The organism is Paenibacillus ferrarius (genome assembly GCF_002027705.1).
Taxonomy (GTDB): domain Bacteria; phylum Bacillota; class Bacilli; order Paenibacillales; family NBRC-103111; genus Paenibacillus_E; species Paenibacillus_E ferrarius.
In genome coordinates this window covers 41,949-60,118 of record NZ_MBTG01000007.1, presented here as the reverse complement: position 1 = coordinate 60,118, position 18,170 = coordinate 41,949, and the positions used below count along the sequence as shown (strand labels likewise).

The following is an 18,170-nucleotide window of genomic DNA, read 5'->3' as shown; positions in this document are numbered from 1 at the left end:
TTAGCGCATAAAAAAATATCGGCCCCGCAAGTAAGGGGCCGATTTTATAAGGAGGAGGGAATACCAACGTTAGTAAACAGGTGCAGTTGAAAGACCATTTAAGAAATTCATCGTTTTGCGAATATAGGCTTTTGGTTCCGCTCGATAAAGAAGCTCGTGCTGTGCTTTGGGAATGATCCATAGCTTGGATTCGGGTGCCTTCTGCTGCTTGAACATGTCTTCTACCATACCATAGGGAGCTTTGTAGTCTTCGGTTCCGTGGATGAAGAAGATAGGCATCGGGTAAGCGGTAGAGGTGACCTTATTGTAAGGCACTTCATGCAAGCTTACGCCATTGAGCAATGGGAAAAATAAGCGAACGAGCGGTAGAGACGGGAATTTAGGAACGTTCACGACTTGCTTCATATTGTGATAAAGGGTATCTGGATTCAGCAAGAAGGTGCTGTCCAGAATCATCCCTGAGATATCCGTGTTGTTCTGGAGAGCCGCTTGCAGCGCTGTGCCTGCGCCCATCGAGAAGCCCCAGATATAGATTGGACCGCTGGATAGCTGTTTGACATAATTGATGGCTCCGAGCAGTTCCTGAGACTCTTGAATACCACCCGTCATCAGGCGCTTGCTGCCAGGATGAACGTACCCATAATCAAACATAAGCACATTGTAATTTTGTAGATGAAGCTCACGGGCCAAGTTGTAAAGCGGGACCCATAATTCCTCGCGATTGCCGCCGTAGCCATGAGAGAAAATAATGGTTTTGCTCGATTGAGCAGGAATGAACCAGCCATCTAATTGAGAAGCGCCATTCAAGCTTGGGAAGGTTACACTGCTGAAAGGAAGACCAACCGCTCTCATTGGATCGGAATGGAGAGGGTCGATGTGCGGCCGAGCCAGCGTCCAAGCAATGTAAGCATGAAAGGCAAGCAGCAGAGACAGGCATAAGGTTAAGAAGGAGATCAGGATAGTGAGAATCAGCTTTTTTTTGCGTAAAAGCCGTCGAGGAACGACCTGCTCCAGTGTGGGTTGTAATGAACCAGGGGATAGAGATGTTGTTGACATCGCAGCACCCTCCCTCCATATAAAATAGTGTGAGTAATCCCAGTTGCTCTAAGAGGTCATAGGGAGAATGAATCTCGAGATTAATTGACAAAATATTCTGATAAGTAATCTTCTACCTTAATATTATTCTGAATGCGCTTTCAAGTCAATGCTGATGCACCAATTGTAAGGCCTCTGTAACGGTACTGTAACAATAGAAGAAACAGATGATTGACCTTTACGCATAGAGGTAGTTTGGTTATACTAGATGTAAATGGGTTTCATATAGTGAAACCAGTCAACTTTTCAGATCAACTGGCATATCATAGATATCCGTATAATGAAAGTGGTGTTCGTCATGGAAGATGGCAAGCTAACCGTGCGTGCCGTTGAGCGCGCTTTAGATATTATGCTCTGTTTTACTGGAGCTACCGAGCTGACCTTAACTGAAATTGCAAGTCGTGTCGATCTGCACAAAAGCACCGTCCACCGCCTGCTTGCCTCACTCGAGGGCAAGGGGTTCATCATGCGGGATGCCGCAACAGATAAATACAGACTTGGTTATCGGCTGTGGGAGCTCTCCGCTAACCTCTCCAAAGAGGGAGACCCCGGCATCATTCTGCTACCGGAGATGGAACGGCTGCGCGATCAGCTCGGCGAAACGATCTCGCTGTACGTTCAGGACGGCTTGCTTCGCGTGCGCATCCAAGCGGTGCAGAGCAACCAGGCCATTCGCCGCGTAGCCCCTGTCGGGGCGCGTATGCCCTTATACGTCGGCGCCTCGAGCAAGGTGCTCGTCGCCTTCGCTGAGCCTGCGCTGCATGAGAAGCTTCTAGCCTCGGCCGACTGGCCGACCGGGCTGGATCAGCAGGCGTTCCTGCAGCAGCTCAGCGACACCAAGCTCGCTGGCTTCGCCACGAGCGTGGAAGAGCGCGAGCCCGGTGCGGCGGCAGTGTCTGCGCCGGTGCTGGATCGAGGCGGCCGTTTGGTCGCCGCCCTTGCGGTTTCCGGCCCAGCGAACCGATTGACGCTGGAGGTTATGCAAGAGCAGGCGCCGCTGATTATGGAGGCGGCGCGGCGGATGGGAACCATGCTGCGCTAGCGGCGATGGATGTTTATCTTCTAGGAGGTCCATACTAGAAGGAGGGAAAGGATGTGGCAAGTATGAAGAAGGCAGCTTCCATGCTGGCGATCTGGATCAGCCTTGCCAGCAATGTCGTGCTTACCGCCATCAAAATCATCGTCGGACTCCTCTTCCAAAGCCAAGTGCTGATCGCTGACGGCATCCATAACGCGGGAGATGTGATCGCCTCCGCGACCGCATACAGCTCGATGCGAGTATCCTCCAAGCCGGCCGATGTGGATCATCCCTACGGACACGGCAAGGCCGAGGTGCTCGGGGCTTTCATTGTCGCCATCATTCTGGGTGGAGCGGCCATTTACATGGGCTATCACTCCATCCATGCGCTGTTTGAAGAGCCCGGCAACGCGCATTGGATTGCTTTCGTTGCGGCCGTTATTTCGCTGATCTGGAAGCAAATCCTTTACATCTATACGATGCGTATCGGCCGTGAGCGCAACAGCAAGGGCCTGATCGCTACCGCATACGACCATCTGGCGGACGTGTATGCGTCTATTGCCGCATCCGTTGGTATCGGCTTAGCTTTGATTGGCGAACATTTCGGCTATGCGATCTTAGCTTATGGAGATCCCGTAGCGGGAATCATCGTCTCATTTCTCGTGTTGAAGCTGGCCTATGAAATGGGCAGAGAATCCTTCGACATTCTCATGGAGCGGAGTGTAAGTCCGGAGCATATTGAGCAGTATGCCGCTTTGATCCGCTCTGTGCCGGAGATCAAACGCATTGATCGACTGCGGGCGCGGGAGCACGGACACTACATTTTAGTCGATGCAAGGCTGGCCGTTCGGGGGACTTTAACCATCCAAGAAGGCCATGATATCAGCCGCGCCATCAAACAAAAGATCAAAGACGCTCATAGCGACGTGGATGAGGTGCTGGTGCATCTGAATCCTTGGTATGAAGAATCAGTTTGAAAAACGTTAAGCTATTCGGGTGGTTGCAGACCTGGGATAGCTTTTTTGCCCTTTACAGCTTCGGGAAGCGTCCCGGTGGCGTGGCGTGAGAATCTGCTGCTGTAAGGCTGTAAAACAGCCTTACAGCAAGAACAAGTACCCCGATAATCTGAAATCGGGGCCTACACCAAAACATAAGAGTCTGTCCCAAAAATCATTTTGGATTTTTGAACCTCCTCTCTATTAGAAATTTTCTTATCGAAGAACGCTTTCCTCCACACTTGCGCAGTGAAAGCTTGGTTAGCTGGAGTTTGCTCGTGCTGGCAAAATGCCTCAAGCCCGCCCGTGTATTTCGCATAATTCCTGCAATTGTGCATCCTTTTCATCTCGAGAATGAGCAAAATCGCGAAAAGCCTACGATTATACATCTTTTCGAGACCTTATTTCCATTTCAGGATGAAAAAGCTTAAAAAGCCTGCATAATCGCAGGCTTTCTTCTGTTTTTACACGATTTGATCGAAAAGCCTGCACTTATGCAGGCTTTCCGAAATCGCGAGCCGCGGATCTTACCTATAAAGGTGGCGCATACGCCAACAATGGTTCTGCGCACGATACCGCGAAATCGGGGTCTACAACAAAAATTTTTTATACTTGTATACACTTTAATCGTGGAGTGACTTGGGTGACTTGGGTAGCTTGGGTAGCTTGAGTAGCTTGAGTGACTGGAGTGACTTGGGTGACTTGGGTAGCTTGAGTAGCTTGAGTGACTGGAGTGGTTTTGGTGGCTTGAGTAGCTTAGGTGTCTGGAGTGTCTGGAGTGTCTGGAGTGTCTTGAGTTGCTTGGGTGTCTTGAGTGCCTTGAGTGTCTTGAGTAGCTTGATCAGCTAGAGTTTGCTCATTCTGGCAAAATGCCTCAAGCCCGCCGCGTGTATTTCGCATAATTCCTGCAATTGTGCATCCTTTTCGTCTCGGGAATGAGCAAAATCGCGAAAAGCCTGCGATTATACATCTTTTCGAGACCTTATTTCGATTCCAGGATGAAAAAGCTTAAAAAGCCTGCATAATCGCAGGCTTTCTTCTGTTTTCATACGATTTGATCGAAAAAGCCTGCACTTATGCAGGCTTTCCGAAATCGCGAGCCGCGGATCTAACCTATAAAGGTGGCGCATACGCTGACAATGGTTTTTCGCACGATACCGGGAAATCGGGGTCTACAACAAAAAAATTTTATACTTGTATACACTTTAATCGTGGAGTGACTTGGGTGACTTGAGTAGCTTGAGTGACTGGAGTGGCTTTGGTGGCTTGAGTAGCTTAGGTGTCTGGAGTGTCTTGAATGTCTTAAGTGTCTTAAGTGTCTTAAGTGTCTTGAGTAGCTTGATCAGCTAGAGTTTGCTCACGCTGGCAAAATGCCTCAAGCCCGCCCGTGTATTTCGCATAATTCCTGCAATTGTGCATCCTTTTCGTCTCGGGAATGAGCAAAATCGCTAAAAGCCTGCGATTATACATCTTTTCGAGACCCTTATTTCGATTCCAGGATGAAATAGCTTAAAAAGCCTGCATAATCGCAGGCTTTCTTCTGTTTTCACACGATTTGATCGAAAAAGCCTGCACTTATGCAGGCTTTCCGAAATCGCGAGCCGCGGATCTAACCTATAAAGGTGGCGGATACGCCAACACTGGTTTTTGCGCACGATTACCGCAAAATCGGTGCCTGCACCAAAACAAAAACCGTCAGGCTGGATTCCCCTGACGGCATCGATTACTTCGCAAAAATATGATGACCAATCCGCACGGTTTGCGGACGTGACCAGATCCAAGCGCTAGTCGCTGTTTCTGGGTTGAAGTAGAACGTAGCTCCCTTGGTCGGGTCCCAGCCCTTTACGGCGTCCTGTGCAGCCTTGTAGGCGGTGCTATCCGGCGTTAGCCAGTATTGACCGTCACTTACTGCTGTGAACGCTCCTGGGGCAAAAACAATCCCCTCAATCGTGTTGGCATACTGACTCGACTTCAGGCGATTCATGACAACGGCGGCTACCGCCACTTGTCCTTCGTAAGACTCGCCACGTGCCTCGCTGTAGACCACTCTAGCCAAAATGTCCAGATCTTCTTGATTTACGGAGTATTTACGCAAGCTCTGCCACGTATTCGCTCCGACAAGACCATCAACGGTTAAGCCATAATTATATTGAAAATTACGAACAGCCGCGGCAGTTACAGGACCGTATTTGCCATCCATCGGCTGTGTATAATAGCCTAACATTTTTAGACGAAACTGTGCGTCCCATACGTCTCCGTTTTGAGTACCTAACTGTAAGGTAGCCTCTGCCGCGTAAGTTGGTTGGCTGAACTGGCTTGCAGTATACCCTAACCCGATCGACGCGAACAGCATGACTAAGACGAGCTTTTTCAATGTGTTCATCTTTCATCTCCCCTTTCGCTCTACCCAGTATAGTAGGGGAGAAGGGCAGGCTCAACCCGCAGTTATTGGAAATGTAAGTCAATCACTTGGGGCTCTAGGGTTTCAGCGTGTGACACAAACTCGAGAAAAGCGCTTTCACAGCCCGATGAGCCTATAAGCAACCGCGTCATATCCCAAATAAAAAAATCCGAAAATGCCATAAGGCATTCCGGATTTGGCGTGCATACATGTGTGTGTTTTGCGTGTTGTAAACTGAATTATTTATTCTCAGCAAGAATGGAGCGAAGAACGGTTTGCAGGATACCGCCATTACGGTAGTAATCCACGTCAACCAAGCTGTCCAAACGCACGAGAGCGTTGAATTCGAAGCTTGTTCCGTCTTCACGAGTTGCTGTAACTTTAACCGTCGAACCTGGTTGAACATCGTTGCTCAGACCTGTGATATCGAATGTTTCGCGACCTGTGATGCCCAGTGTTTTCCAGCCAGTTCCATCAAGGAATTGAAGTGGAAGAACGCCCATGCCCACAAGGTTGCTGCGGTGAATACGCTCGAAGCTTTCTGCGATAACAGCTTTCACGCCGAGCAGGAATGTTCCTTTGGCTGCCCAGTCACGGGAGCTTCCAGTTCCGTACTCTTTACCAGCGATAACGACGAGGTTTTGGCCTTCAGCTTGATACTTCATGGAAGCATCGTAGATGGACTCAACTTCACCAGTTGGCAGGTAAGTTGTTACGCCGCCTTCTGTGCCAGGTGCCACTTGGTTACGAATACGGATGTTGGCGAACGTTCCGCGCATCATCACTTCGTGGTTACCACGACGGGAACCGTAGGAGTTGAAATCTTCTTTTTTGACGCCATGGTTGATCAAGTATTGGCCCCCTGGGCTGTCAACTTTGATGTTACCTGCAGGCGAGATGTGATCCGTTGTTACGGAATCGCTAAGCAGTGCCAACGTTTTGGCGTTGCGAATATCCGCGATATCATCCAGAACCGTACCCAGATCAGTGAAGAACGGAGGCTCTTGAATGTAAGTGGATTTGTTGTCGAACTCGTACAGATCGCCTTCTGGAATTGCGATTTGGTTGAAACGCTCGTTCGCACGGAATACATTGCTGTATTTGTCACGGAACATATCAGCGCTCATTGCGATGCCCAGAGCTTCTTGAATCTCTTGGTTTGTTGGCCAGATGTCTTTGAGGTAAACAGGTTGATTGTTTTGGTCGTAGCCGATTGGATCGTTAGCCAAATCAATGTTAACTGTTCCAGCAAGAGCATAAGCAACAACAAGTGGAGGTGATCCCAGATAGTTGGCTTTAACTTGCGCATGTACGCGGCCTTCAAAGTTACGGTTACCGGAAATAACAGCAGCCACCGTCATATCGTTATCGATGATCGCTTTGCTGACTTCGTCTGGAAGCGGACCGGAGTTACCGATACAAGTTGCACAGCCGTAACCTGCAACGTGGAAGCCTAGTGCTTCTAGAGGCTCAAGCAAGCCTGCTTTGATCAGATACTCGGTAACAACCAAGGAACCTGGTGTCAGGGAACTTTTTACGAAAGCTGGTTTTCTCAAACCGCGAGCTACCGCTTTTTTCGCTACAAGTCCGGCACCTAGCATAACGCTTGGGTTGGAAGTGTTGGTACAGGAAGTGATCGCTGCGATTACGACAGCGCCTGTGCCCATTTTAGCTGTTTCGCCGCTAGGGTAAACGACTTCTACAACTTCGTTGATTTTCTCATCGGTGAGGCCATATCCACCTTTGTCGATTGGCGTACGGATGATGGAGTTGAAAGACTCTTTCATGTTCGTAAGCTCAACGCGGTCTTGAGGACGTTTAGGACCAGCTAAGCTTGGTACTACGGAACCAAGATCAAGTTCAACAACATCTGTAAATACAGGATCCGGTGTGCTGTCTGTACGGAACATGCCTTGTGCTTTGTAGTAAGCTTCGACAAGTGCGATTTGATCATCTTCACGGCCTGTAGCTTTCAGGTAGTTCAATGTTTCGTTATCAACTGGGAAGAAACCGATGGTTGCGCCGTACTCAGGAGCCATGTTAGCTACAGTTGCACGGTCAGCCAAGGAAATGTTGCTCAGACCAGGACCGAAGAACTCAACGAATTTACCAACAACGCCTTTTTTACGCAAAATTTGTGTAACAGTCAAAGCCAAGTCAGTTGCTGTAGCGCCTTCTGCCAAGTGGCCTGTCAATTTGAAACCAACAACGTCCGGAGCTACGAAGTAAAGCGGTTGTCCAAGCATACCAGCTTCAGCTTCGATACCGCCGACGCCCCAACCTACAACACCAAGACCATTGATCATTGTTGTATGGGAGTCAGTACCAACCAAGGAATCTGGGTAAACAACAGTTTCACCGTCGATTGTTTTGGTAGCGGCTACGGAAGCCAGGTACTCCAAGTTAACTTGGTGAACGATACCTGTTGAAGGAGGGACAGCACGGAAATTATCAAATGCTGTTTGTGCCCAACGCAAGAAACGGTAACGCTCTTCGTTTCTTTCGAATTCTAAGTTAATGTTCATGTCGAGTGCATCCGGGGATCCGAAAGCATCAACCATGACAGAGTGGTCAATAACAAGGTCTACAGGAACAAGCGGGTTGATCCGTTTCGGATCTCCACCTTCACGAGCCATAGTCGCACGCATTGCCGCAAGGTCAACGACGACTGGTACTCCGGTGAAATCCTGAAGAACGATACGAGCAGGAATGAAAGGAATTTCTTTGTTTTCATCGCGGCCTTCAGCCCAGCCAGCGATTTGTTTCACGTGTTCGCTTGTAATCGCGCGACCGTCGAATTGACGAATAGCAGCTTCAAGCAAAACGCGGATGGAAACAGGCAAATTGTTGATGGTGCCGTGACCTTGGCTTTCAAAGTCAGGAAGACTGTAATACTGGAACGATTTCGTGCCGACAGTTAACTGCTTACGCACAGAAAAAGAGTCTTTGTTGGGCATGGGTAATTCCTCCTTAAAATATCTTCATCCACTGAGTTTCAACTAGTGAAACTCAATTTCATTTATCCCCTACTTTAAGTATACCGTCTCACTGTGTATCAGTAAAGATTTATTTCAATCATTTTTACCGGATAAATGTCATATATTGAATCAATTCAAAGCAAATCGGGCTCGTCCTTCAGTAAATGAGCAGGAAACACTTGCAGGCGGCTCTAAGAGTCGTTAATGGGTCTCTAAGGACTCATATTATGCCTCAAAAGAGTGCTTTTCAATAAATAGCAGTCTTTGGGGCTTTTTATTGTGTGAATGAGAAGACATAGAAAACTTTTAGGAGGATCCCAAGATGTCCTGGAAAACAGCGCTCTACAATTATGTTCACGCCAAAAATCAAGCAGAGCTCGAAGGCTCTGCAGCACCGCTTGAAGCTCATGTCACAGACAGCGCTTATGTCCGCACACAGGATATTAGAGTCCGCAGGCTGCTGAGCAGCTATCAGGACCGTGATGCCAAGCTGCTGCGCGGGGAAACAAAGCTGCGTCTCAGCGGTGTCAGAGAATCGGGTCAAGGGATTATTGCCGATATCCGGCTGCATCGGTATTTGTACTATCAGATTGGTTCCACTGAGCATGTGGAAGAGCGCATCGAGACGGAGCGTGTGACGATTGACAGCATGGCGAACCGTTGGCAGGTGAGATACACAGAATCGCTGCAAGCCGAGAAGTCGCTTTCGAGCAGGCAGCGTGGCTTTCTTTTGCCTGAGCCGGAAGACTTCGTGGAAGGGCTGCGAAGAGCGCCCTCTCTTCCTTATATCAACCATAGTATATTGGGCGGCAGTGCCCAAGAATCTGCTCTGCGCAAAATCATATATAACCGCGCCAAAGTTGTGGAATATGCCGAGACTTGGTGGGAAAAACCGAACCCTAAATTTGAGGAATTTGAAGTCGATTGCACGAATTTTGTATCGCAGTGCCTCTTTGCAGGCGGGGCTCCAATGGACTATACTGGGAAAAGGGATTTGGGCTGGTGGTATGCAGGCAGAAGAGGCCATCAAGAGCTGTGGAGCTTCAGCTGGGCAGTAGCCAACAGCTTGCAATCGTTTTTATCGCATAGCCGCAAAGGGCTGCATGGTCATATTGTTCATGATCCGCGCGAGCTTCAGCCGGGAGACACGATCAGCTACGACTGGGACGGTGACGGCCGGTTTCAGCACAATGTCATTGTAATCGGCAAGGATGCCAACGGCATGCCTCTTGTGAATGCACATACGTATAATAGCCGCAATCGGTATTGGGCTTATAAGGATTCACCCGCTTGGACGGAGCGGACGAAATACGTTTTCGTTCGAGTTGCTGATGAAATGTGATAGGTAGTACAGAAATAGAACGACTAGACGGAGGTACGGAATGGGCGGCAAAATCAGAATTGGACTCATTTATGGAGGGAAATCCGGAGAGCATGACGTGTCCTTGCAAACAGCATTGGCCGTTATGAAAGCCGTGGACTTCACGAAATATGAGGTAACACCGTTTTATATAACGACAAAAGGCGAGTGGAAGAGCGGCGCTCCGCTTCTCGGACCTGCTGAATCCAAAGATGCTTTAACCTTCAGAGCAGGAGAAACAGGGAATGCACCGGTGTCGAACGCTCTGGCTCCGATATTCGGAGCAATTCAAGCCAAAGGCGATGTATCCGTTGCTGCTGTTAATCCAGTAGGGACGAAGGACACAAGCTTGGATGTGATCTTCCCGTTATTGCACGGTACCTTCGGTGAAGACGGAACCATTCAAGGCTTGTTGGAAATGGCCAATATCCCTTACGTAGGGGCAGGCGTGCTTGCGTCCGCGGTGGGAATGGATAAAGTCATGATGAAGAAGATTTTTGCGCAAGAAGGACTTCCGCAATGCATTTTCCGTCATTTTACACGTACAGAGTGGGAAAAAAATCGTGCTTATCATCTGGTCGAGCTGGAAACGGCGATTGGTTACCCTTGCTTCGTGAAACCAGCGAATCTAGGCTCCAGCGTTGGCATTTCCAAAGCAAGAAATCAAGCGGAATTGATTGAAGCAGTTAATTTTGCCTTTCAATACGACCGCAAAGTTATTATTGAAGAAAATATCGATGCGCGCGAGATTGAGGTTGCTATCTTGGGCAACGATGAGCCTATTGCCTCTGTTGCTGGGGAAATCGTTTCGTCCAACGAGTTTTATGACTACAAAGCCAAATATTTGGATGGCAAATCAGCGATGGTGATTCCTGCCGAAATTCCGCACGAAACGGCTGAACAAATCAGACAGCTCGCCATTCAAGCCTATTTAGCAGTAGATGGCAGCGGCTTGTCACGGTTGGATTTCTTCCTGGGCAAAACCGACAACAAAATCTACATCAACGAAATCAATACAATGCCGGGCTTCACCCCGTTCAGCATGTACCCTTTGCTGTGGCAAGAATCCGGCAAGCCCTATGCAGAGCTGCTCGATGATCTTATCCGATTGGCGATCGAACGGCATGCCGCGAAGCAAAATATCCAATATTCTTTTGATGTGGAGTAGATGCAAATGGGATTTCAAACGGAGTTTAATTCAGTATGCAAATTCAAGTCCGCACAGGAGCTTTTTGAGCTGCTGGAGTATGGCCGCGGCAAAATGGTGAAGAGCGGCTTCCGCGTCTTCCCAACAGGTCAGAAGGTTATCGCGTATACACCGGAGAATGAGGCGATTGCGATTGTTCGCATCGTTGCTTCCATCGCGGAGATCAATTTCCAAGGGGAAGAAGTGACCCAGGTAGAAATGGAACTCATTCGCCGATTGAACGAAGAAGAAGCGAAGATTCAAACGGCACTGGCTTACGAAATGTTTTTCGGAGAGCAAGTGTAATCGATCAAAAAGATGGAAAGAGGCGCCGTCCCTTGGGGATGGCGCCTTTTTGTATGCTTATGTCCTAGCTAGGGATCTTTTTTCCGTAAAGTAGTAAAGTAAAGCCACAAGCGGCAGCACAATCCCAATCAGAGTGGTAAGATTCCAGCCCCCATGGGCATAAGACCAGCCGCCCAAAGAGGAGCCGACCGCACCGCCAATGAAAAAGATGGACATGAATAACCCGTTCAGACGTCCCCTTGCTGCGCTCCCCAATGAATAAATCGCTCGCTGTCCAAGGACGAGATTTCCCGATACGGCCATATCCAGCATAATAGCGGCAAGAACAAGCAGGCCAAGAGCTGTTGTTGAGTGGGTTTGGAAGAGATAGGCCAGCACAAAAGACAAGGCTGCAATCAGCATGGCCAATCCGGTCAAAAGCCGCGTCAAGCCTTTGTCCGCCAGTCTTCCCGCAATCGGCGCTGCGATGGCCCCGCCTACGCCTGCTAAGGCAAATAAGGCGATGCCTTGCTGGGACATTTGGAATTCATCAGCCAATCGCAAAGGCACCGTAGTCCAAAAAAGGCTAAAGGCTCCAAATAAACAAGCTTGATAGAGGGCCCGTCGGCGCAGTATAGGCGTTTGTCGCAAAAGAACAACTAACGAGACGAGCAGTTCACCGTAGTTGATCGCAGGTGAAGGCTTTCTTTCAGGAAGAATACGCCATAAAAGTACCGTCAAAAGCGTAATGACAACCGCAGACAAAGCGAATACGGCTTGCCATCCCCAGAAGCTGGCAATGAAGCTTGCCACGGGACGAGCAAACATAATGCCGAGGAGCAGTCCACTCATCACATTCCCCACCACGCGGCCGCGCTGCTCTTCCGAAGCTAAATAAGTCGCGTAGGGGACTAATATTTGAGCGACCACAGATCCTAAACCGATGAAAAGGGACGCAATCAGAAACAACGGCGCATTCGCTGCGAATGCTGCTCCGATCAAAGCAGCTACCACCACAATTAGCGATATGACGGCGAGACGCCGATTTTCAATGATGTCACTGAGCGGTACGATAAACAAGAGTCCTACCACATAGCCAATTTGAGTTAAAGTCACAATTAACCCGGCCGCTGCGGAAGAAAGACCTGTATCGGCACTTATTGGCCCTACCAGAGTTTGAGCATAATAAAGATTAGCTACGATAAGACCACAGGCAGATGCCAACAAAAATGTCATCCAGCTCGAAATGCGTTTCCCTTCCATTCCTTTTTCCGTTTGCATAGCAATCGTCCTCCTTATTAAATACTGTACGTATAGTTTACTAATTGATAATTACACGATATACTGAACGTACCGTTTTGTAAATAGGTGATTATCATTTTGCCCAAAAGGAGGGATTCGCGTGAGTGTCAAAAGAGGACGTCCACGTAATCTGGAAACCCAACAGTCTATCCTTGCTGCTTCGTACGATTTATTGCTGGAGCTCGGCTTTGGGGCGGTAACTGTTGAGAAAATCGCAGAACGTGCCCAAGTTAGCAAAGCGACCATTTATAAATGGTGGCCCAATAAAGCAGCCGTTGTTATGGATGGCTATATGTCCGCGGCTACGGCAAGACTGCCCGTGCCTGACACGGGCTCCGCTTTTAGCAATGTTCGCATCCATGCGACGAATGTTGCCCGATTTTTGATAAGTCGGGAAGGTAAAATCATTTCGGAATTAATCGGAGAAGGACAGTTTGATGCAGGATTGGCAGAGGCTTACCGCACTAGATACTTCCAGCCTCGACGGCGTGAGGCACGGCTACTTTTGGAGCAAGGGGCTCAGAACGGGGAATTGAAAGCGGGCCTAGATCTGGAAGCATGTATTGATCTCATATACGGGCCCATATTCTATAGAATGTTGTTAACCGGAGACAAAATAGATGATTCGTATGTGCATAGTCTGGTGACAATGGCTTTTGAAGGAATTAAAACACAGTCGTAGGATAGACAGTACTATAAGAAGTTAGTACTTATGCTTCCTTGCCGGAAAAGCTACAATATTTCTTGTAGATTTTCGGTTTAAAGGAGCGTGTCCAAGTGAATCAAATCATTCCCGCGAATCGCAAATTCATGGCTTATTGGCTTTTCAATCTTATACTAGGCATACCGACGCCTCACGTGCTCATTTATACGATTTTTGGTTTCTATGGCTTCATGGCTAGACCTGCTGCGCAGGAGCGTTATATGGCTATTGCAGCGCTTTGTATCTACGTGTTGGTCTGGGTGGTTGGCAACTATATCGTTTTGCGGAAAGAAGACCGCGGGACCAAGCTCGGCATGCTGGTGCTAAGTCTACTGCCGCTGACAGTCTCTGCTTATATTAGCTTCAAAATTATTGCGGTTCTATCTTCCTGATCGCGAAAACCGAAGACATGTGTATGTGCGGCTGTTCCAAAGGGTACCCTATAGAGGGATTTTTTACATACTCATAATGGAGGTTACACGCGCATGATAATTCGCCTGGGGTATGTGGCGATGTCGACCGTTGTTAAGAACGCTTCGCCGTCGAAAACAATGACACTCACGAGCTTCAGCAAGCTTCTGGATCGGGAAGCGGCTATTCGGAAGCTGGAACGACTTGGTGCTGAAAATTTGCATAATACGCTTCGCTTGCTGAGACATAACCGTGCGCATGATATTATGGTTTTTCGCTTTTCTTCCAGGCTGATTCCGCTTATCGGGCATGAAACGCTGGCAGAATGGGACCCGATTCCGACGCTTTCTGCGGAGTTCAAAGAGCTTGGCAGCTATGCCAAGAAGGCGGGCATGCGCGTGAGCTTTCATCCCGATCATTTCACCGTGCTGAGCACCCCCAAGGCAGATGTACTGCAGAAATCCGTTGAGGATCTGGAGCGGCATGCCGCGATGCTTAACGCAATGGGGCTAGGAATGGAAGCTATGTGCAACATTCATGTTGGCGGATCTTATGGCGATAAGGAAAAGGCAGCTAAGCGCTTTATAGCCAACTTTTCTACGCTGCGTCCTGAGATTCAAAAGCGGATCACCCTTGAAAATGACGATAAAACGTTCAATGCCCGTGAAACGCTGGAAATTGCCGAAAAGGTGGGAGCACCCATGGTGCTGGATATTCATCATCATGCTGTGAATAACGAAGGAGAGGATGCGGTGGATTTGTGGCCGCGCATTCAGCTGACGTGGGCTGGAGCGGAGATTGAACACCAAGAAGCCGGGTCAAATGCCCTCCCTCCCAAAATTCACGTTTCCAGTCCCAAAAGTGAAAAGGATCCGAGAAGCCATGCTGACTATGTGGAAGTGGGCCCTCTTCTTGCCTTTCTGCGAGGCATAGCGCCCATTACGCCCAGACTCGATATCATGATTGAAGCGAAGATGAAGGATGAAGCCTTATTTCGACTCATGGAGGATTTCAAGCAACAAGAGGGCGTTGCCGTTGTGGATCAAGCCTCGATTGAGCTATAAGCTGTATATTTAATCCTTGAATTGTTGGACAAAATGGGGTACTTTGGAGAATGGGAATAAATGCCGCATAATCCAATGTTGAGAGGGGTTTTACTACCATGAGTCAACTGTTAACCGGAAAAAATATACTTGTTATGGGTGTTGCCAACGATCGAAGCATCGCTTGGGCAATTGCTCAATCTTTGGCTGCACAAGGAGCAAACCTTGTATTCACGTTTGAAAATGAACGCGTTGAGGAACGCGTCCGCAAGCTTGCGGACACGATTCCAGGCTCAACCTTGATGCCTTGCAACGTAACCGTAGATGATGAGATCGAAACGTTGGCTTCTACGCTCAAAGAGAAGTTTGGCGTGCTTCACGGACTTGTACATAGTATTGCATTTGCTAAAACGGAAGAATTGGACGGGCTGTTCGTTGATACTTCACGTGATGGCTTCGCTCTGGCACATGACATCAGCGCCTATTCCTTGGTAGCCGTATCCAAGCGCATCTATCCGCTGATGACAGAAGGCGGCAGCATCATGACGATGACGTACCTTGGCGCTGAGCGCGCGATGAAGAACTACAACGTCATGGGCGTTGCCAAAGCTGCGCTGGAAGCTAGCGTTCGTTACTTAGCGGCTGATCTTGGCCAATTCGGTATCCGCGTAAACGGTATCTCCGCTGGTCCTATTCGCACCTTGGCTGCCAAAGGCATCAAGGACTTCAACTCCATCCTGCGCCAAGTCGAAGAGAAAGCGCCGCTTCGCAAAACAACGGATACAGCTGAAGTAGGCGACACGGCAATGTTCTTGATGAGCAACCTGTCGCGTGGAATCACGGGAGAAGTTATCTATGTGGACGGCGGCTATCACATCGTCGGAATCTAAGAGGACTGTTCAAATCCGTATTGCTTAATCGCAATACGGATTTTTTTATGCAAAAAGATAAAAAAATGTAAAAATGTACGAATAAATTGGGATGAAACGCTCTAGTATTTGAAACGTATAATTTACTATACTTAAGATACTTTGAAATTATTGAAAAGAAAGAGTTGATATAAATGGTAAATGGTGAGGCGGAACCGTTCGTGATTGGGAGCAAGAGCTTCACGGCAGTCGCGATTAACACGGCAGCCAAAGCGGGTCAATGGATCAAAACGAAATTAGGAGACATCAATCGCATAGATACAAAATTCTCTTCGCAGGATTTGGTTACCGAAGTGGACAAAGGGTCAGAGAAGCTTATTCGCAATTTGATCATGACGCATTTCCCTAACCACTCGATCCTTGGCGAAGAAGGTGTGGAGCCAGGTCCCGAGGCTTCAGCCAAAGCGCTTCAAGCGATGAGTGACGAGGAATATCTCTGGATTGTAGATCCGATCGACGGCACAACCAACTTCGTTCATGGCTTTCCGTTCTACTCTGTTTCTATCGCGCTAGCGCACAAGGGTGAGGTTATCGTAGGTGTCGTCTATGACCCTTCGCGAGATGAGCTGTTCGTTGCTGAAAAAGGCAAGGGCGCTTACATGCATGGTAAGAAAACAGAAGTTTCAACGGAAGAAAAGCTTGAAGTCAGCTTGGTAGCCACCGGCTTCCCCGCTGATCGTCAAGGAGCTCTGGTTGTTAATCTTAAAGGCGTGCAAGCCCTCTCGCCTAAAGTACGCAACCTTCGAGTTGCCGGCTCGGCAGCGCTTCACTTGGCTTACGTCGCTGCAGGCCGTCTCAGCGGCTTCTGGGAGATAGGTTTGAACTCTTGGGATATCGCCGCCGGTGCGCTGCTGATTCAAGAGTCAGGCGGTCAAGTGACAGATACGGCAGGCAAACCGTACAGCCTAGCTGTTCGTAATATCCTTGCGACGAATGGAAAGATCCATGAGGAATTACAGCAAGAGTTGGCCGCCGCTGAAGCGACGGGATTCTAAACGGTGCAGGTAGGAATAGGGAGAGCCACTGAGGTGGCTCTTTGTTGTTGGAGGCGTCGTCTCAGCTCGCTCTAGGCGATCGAAGAGGGGCTTGCTGTTTATAAACCTGCGATTGTGCAGGTTTTTTGCTCTTGGAGTGGTCTCAATCAGGAAATTCCTGCGATTGTGCAGGCTTTTTGGGTTTTTCGCTGGATTAGAGGCTAGAATGGCCGGAAATACCTGCGCAATTGCAGGCATTTCCACTTTTTCATGCGAATTCTCCAGAAATTCCTGCACTTCTGCAGGCTTTTGAGTAGTTAGGTGAACCGAATTTATCTCTGTGCTAAAGGGAGATTTTAGAAGATAGATTCTACGGGCATGAGTCTGGTGCAAACGGTTCATATGCACTATAATATGAGGTAGAAGGTTTATTTAAACGTTTCAATTAACGGGGTGTGGACTCGCGCCGCCGGGAATGAATGGAGAGTTTCTATGACGACGAACACGCAAGTGCAAGCGGCAAATGGTCCCGAGATCGTCACATTCGGGGAGACGATGGCGCTGCTTATGCCTTCCAGTGGGAAGGGTTTGGAATATTCCGCAGAGCTTCACAGCTTGTTTGGCGGTGCGGAAAGCAATCTGGCGATCGGCATCTCTCGGCTTGGAGGCAAGGTGGGATGGTTTGGCCGGCTAGGAAAAGATCCTTTAGGCCGCATGATTTTCAAAAAGCTCCGTGGAGAGGGAATTGACGTTTCCAGAGCAGAGCTAACAGGAGAAGCACCGACTGGATTGATGATGCGTGAAGTGCTCATGGGCAAAACATCCGTCTACTATTATCGTAAAAATTCGGCGGCCAGTCAGACGAGTGTGAAGCATTTGGACGAGGCTTATATTGCCGGGGCCAAGATATTGCATGTGACGGGCATTACGCCGGCTTTGAGCGAGTCCTGTAAAGAAGCTGTCTTCGAAGCTGTTCGAATGGCCCGCAAGCATGGAGTTAAAGTTAGTTTCGATCCCAATTTGCGTTTGAAGCTTTGGAGTATCGAAGAGGCACGTCCTGTTCTGCTTGAGCTTGCTCAATTATCGGATATTTTTCTGCCGGGGCTGGATGAACTGAAACTGCTTTATCAGACAGAGGATTGGGATGTCATCGTGGGCAAGCTGCGCGAATTGTCGGCCATCTCGATTGTCAAAGGCGGCGATAACGAGACGTATGTTGTCACTCCTGACACGATTACGGCTGTGCCTTATTTCAAGGCGGAGCAAGTGGTTGATACGGTTGGGGCGGGCGATGGGTTTTGTGCGGGCTTTCTGGTCGGAGTTACGAAAGGGTATGACTATGCAGAAGCCGTTCGTATCGGCAATCTGGTAGGTTCCTTAATCGTTCAGACCGAAGGCGATTGGGAAGGCGCCCCTACGTGGGAGCAAGTCGATGCAGTCCTTCATGACATTAAACATATTGAACGATAAATGTTAACAATAGAAAGGGA

At 48.7% G+C, this 18,170-nt stretch carries 15 protein-coding genes; 11 read left to right on the top strand and 4 right to left on the bottom strand.

Going from position 1 to position 18,170, the window contains the following annotated elements:
• Positions 1–69: 69 nt before the first annotated feature.
• Entirely contained in the window at positions 70–1,056 is a 987-nt protein-coding gene (locus tag BC351_RS08615; protein WP_079410772.1) for an alpha/beta hydrolase, read from the bottom strand.
• Between the two features lie 337 nt (positions 1,057–1,393).
• Here BC351_RS08615 and BC351_RS08610 point away from each other — a divergent pair, with 337 nt between their 5' ends.
• A complete protein-coding gene (locus tag BC351_RS08610; protein WP_079410770.1) occupies positions 1,394–2,137 on the top strand; it encodes an IclR family transcriptional regulator in 744 nt (247 codons plus the stop codon).
• Between the two features lie 62 nt (positions 2,138–2,199).
• Entirely contained in the window at positions 2,200–3,090 is an 891-nt protein-coding gene (locus tag BC351_RS08605) for a cation diffusion facilitator family transporter (protein ID WP_079411145.1), read from the top strand.
• A gap of 1,741 nt (positions 3,091–4,831) precedes the next feature.
• On the opposite strand, the gene sleB is transcribed toward BC351_RS08605, so the two are convergent.
• Together sleB and acnA are read right to left on the bottom strand one after the other, a co-directional pair.
• Positions 4,832–5,491, bottom strand: coding sequence for a spore cortex-lytic enzyme (sleB, locus tag BC351_RS08595; protein WP_144028319.1), 660 nt, complete (start codon positions 5,489–5,491; stop codon positions 4,832–4,834).
• 257 nt (positions 5,492–5,748) lie between these two features.
• Positions 5,749–8,466, bottom strand: a complete 2,718-nt coding sequence (gene acnA / locus BC351_RS08590; protein ID WP_079410766.1) for an aconitate hydratase AcnA — start codon at positions 8,464–8,466, stop codon at positions 5,749–5,751.
• 343 nt (positions 8,467–8,809) lie between these two features.
• Here acnA and BC351_RS08585 point away from each other — a divergent pair, with 343 nt between their 5' ends.
• From BC351_RS08585 to BC351_RS08575, 3 genes are read left to right on the top strand one after another with little or no spacing between them, the layout of a single operon-like run.
• Complete coding sequence (locus tag BC351_RS08585) at positions 8,810–9,829, top strand: amidase domain-containing protein (RefSeq protein WP_079410764.1); 1,020 nt, start codon at positions 8,810–8,812, stop codon at positions 9,827–9,829.
• Positions 9,830–9,869: 40 nt separating this feature from the next.
• Entirely contained in the window at positions 9,870–11,015 is a 1,146-nt protein-coding gene (locus tag BC351_RS08580) for a D-alanine--D-alanine ligase (protein WP_079410762.1), read from the top strand.
• A gap of 6 nt (positions 11,016–11,021) precedes the next feature.
• Positions 11,022–11,339, top strand: coding sequence for a hypothetical protein (locus BC351_RS08575; RefSeq protein WP_079410760.1), 318 nt, complete (start codon positions 11,022–11,024; stop codon positions 11,337–11,339).
• 57 nt (positions 11,340–11,396) lie between these two features.
• On the opposite strand, the gene BC351_RS08570 is transcribed toward BC351_RS08575, so the two are convergent.
• Positions 11,397–12,599, bottom strand: a complete 1,203-nt coding sequence (locus BC351_RS08570) for an MFS transporter (RefSeq protein WP_079410758.1) — start codon at positions 12,597–12,599, stop codon at positions 11,397–11,399.
• 121 nt (positions 12,600–12,720) lie between these two features.
• Between BC351_RS08570 and BC351_RS08565 the strand changes: the two genes are divergently transcribed.
• The 6 genes from BC351_RS08565 to BC351_RS08540 all read left to right on the top strand — a co-directional run bounded on the left by BC351_RS08565 (position 12,721) and on the right by BC351_RS08540 (position 18,150).
• Positions 12,721–13,302 (top strand): TetR/AcrR family transcriptional regulator, encoded by a 582-nt coding sequence (locus tag BC351_RS08565; protein WP_144028318.1) that lies wholly within the window; start codon positions 12,721–12,723, stop codon positions 13,300–13,302.
• A gap of 95 nt (positions 13,303–13,397) precedes the next feature.
• Entirely contained in the window at positions 13,398–13,715 is a 318-nt protein-coding gene (locus BC351_RS08560; protein WP_079410754.1) for a hypothetical protein, read from the top strand.
• Between the two features lie 93 nt (positions 13,716–13,808).
• Positions 13,809–14,798: a UV DNA damage repair endonuclease UvsE gene (uvsE, locus tag BC351_RS08555; protein WP_079410752.1), complete on the top strand. Its 990-nt coding sequence runs from the start codon at positions 13,809–13,811 to the stop codon at positions 14,796–14,798.
• Positions 14,799–14,896: 98 nt separating this feature from the next.
• Entirely contained in the window at positions 14,897–15,667 is a 771-nt protein-coding gene (gene fabI, locus BC351_RS08550) for an enoyl-ACP reductase FabI (RefSeq protein ID WP_079410750.1), read from the top strand.
• 173 nt (positions 15,668–15,840) lie between these two features.
• On the top strand, positions 15,841–16,701 hold the full coding sequence (locus tag BC351_RS08545; RefSeq protein ID WP_079410748.1) for an inositol monophosphatase family protein: 861 nt from the start codon (positions 15,841–15,843) through the stop codon (positions 16,699–16,701).
• 471 nt (positions 16,702–17,172) lie between these two features.
• A complete protein-coding gene (locus tag BC351_RS08540) occupies positions 17,173–18,150 on the top strand; it encodes a sugar kinase (protein WP_079410746.1) in 978 nt (325 codons plus the stop codon).
• The last annotated feature ends 20 nt before the right edge of the window (positions 18,151–18,170 follow it).

Excerpts from the sequence above, each read along its gene's own strand:
- BC351_RS08615 (WP_079410772.1), bottom strand. The coding sequence starts at position 1,056 with ATGTCAACAACATCTCTATCCCCTGGTTCATTACAACCCACACTGGAG.
- BC351_RS08610 (WP_079410770.1), top strand. The coding sequence starts at position 1,394 with ATGGAAGATGGCAAGCTAACCGTGCGTGCCGTTGAGCGCGCTTTAGAT.
- BC351_RS08605 (WP_079411145.1), top strand. The coding sequence starts at position 2,200 with ATGAAGAAGGCAGCTTCCATGCTGGCGATCTGGATCAGCCTTGCCAGC.
- sleB (WP_144028319.1), bottom strand. The coding sequence starts at position 5,491 with ATGAACACATTGAAAAAGCTCGTCTTAGTCATGCTGTTCGCGTCGATC.
- acnA (WP_079410766.1), bottom strand. The coding sequence starts at position 8,466 with ATGCCCAACAAAGACTCTTTTTCTGTGCGTAAGCAGTTAACTGTCGGC.
- BC351_RS08585 (WP_079410764.1), top strand. The coding sequence starts at position 8,810 with ATGTCCTGGAAAACAGCGCTCTACAATTATGTTCACGCCAAAAATCAA.
- BC351_RS08580 (WP_079410762.1), top strand. The coding sequence starts at position 9,870 with ATGGGCGGCAAAATCAGAATTGGACTCATTTATGGAGGGAAATCCGGA.
- BC351_RS08575 (WP_079410760.1), top strand. The coding sequence starts at position 11,022 with ATGGGATTTCAAACGGAGTTTAATTCAGTATGCAAATTCAAGTCCGCA.
- BC351_RS08570 (WP_079410758.1), bottom strand. The coding sequence starts at position 12,599 with ATGCAAACGGAAAAAGGAATGGAAGGGAAACGCATTTCGAGCTGGATG.
- uvsE (WP_079410752.1), top strand. The coding sequence starts at position 13,809 with ATGATAATTCGCCTGGGGTATGTGGCGATGTCGACCGTTGTTAAGAAC.
- fabI (WP_079410750.1), top strand. The coding sequence starts at position 14,897 with ATGAGTCAACTGTTAACCGGAAAAAATATACTTGTTATGGGTGTTGCC.
- BC351_RS08545 (WP_079410748.1), top strand. The coding sequence starts at position 15,841 with ATGGTAAATGGTGAGGCGGAACCGTTCGTGATTGGGAGCAAGAGCTTC.
- BC351_RS08540 (WP_079410746.1), top strand. The coding sequence starts at position 17,173 with ATGACGACGAACACGCAAGTGCAAGCGGCAAATGGTCCCGAGATCGTC.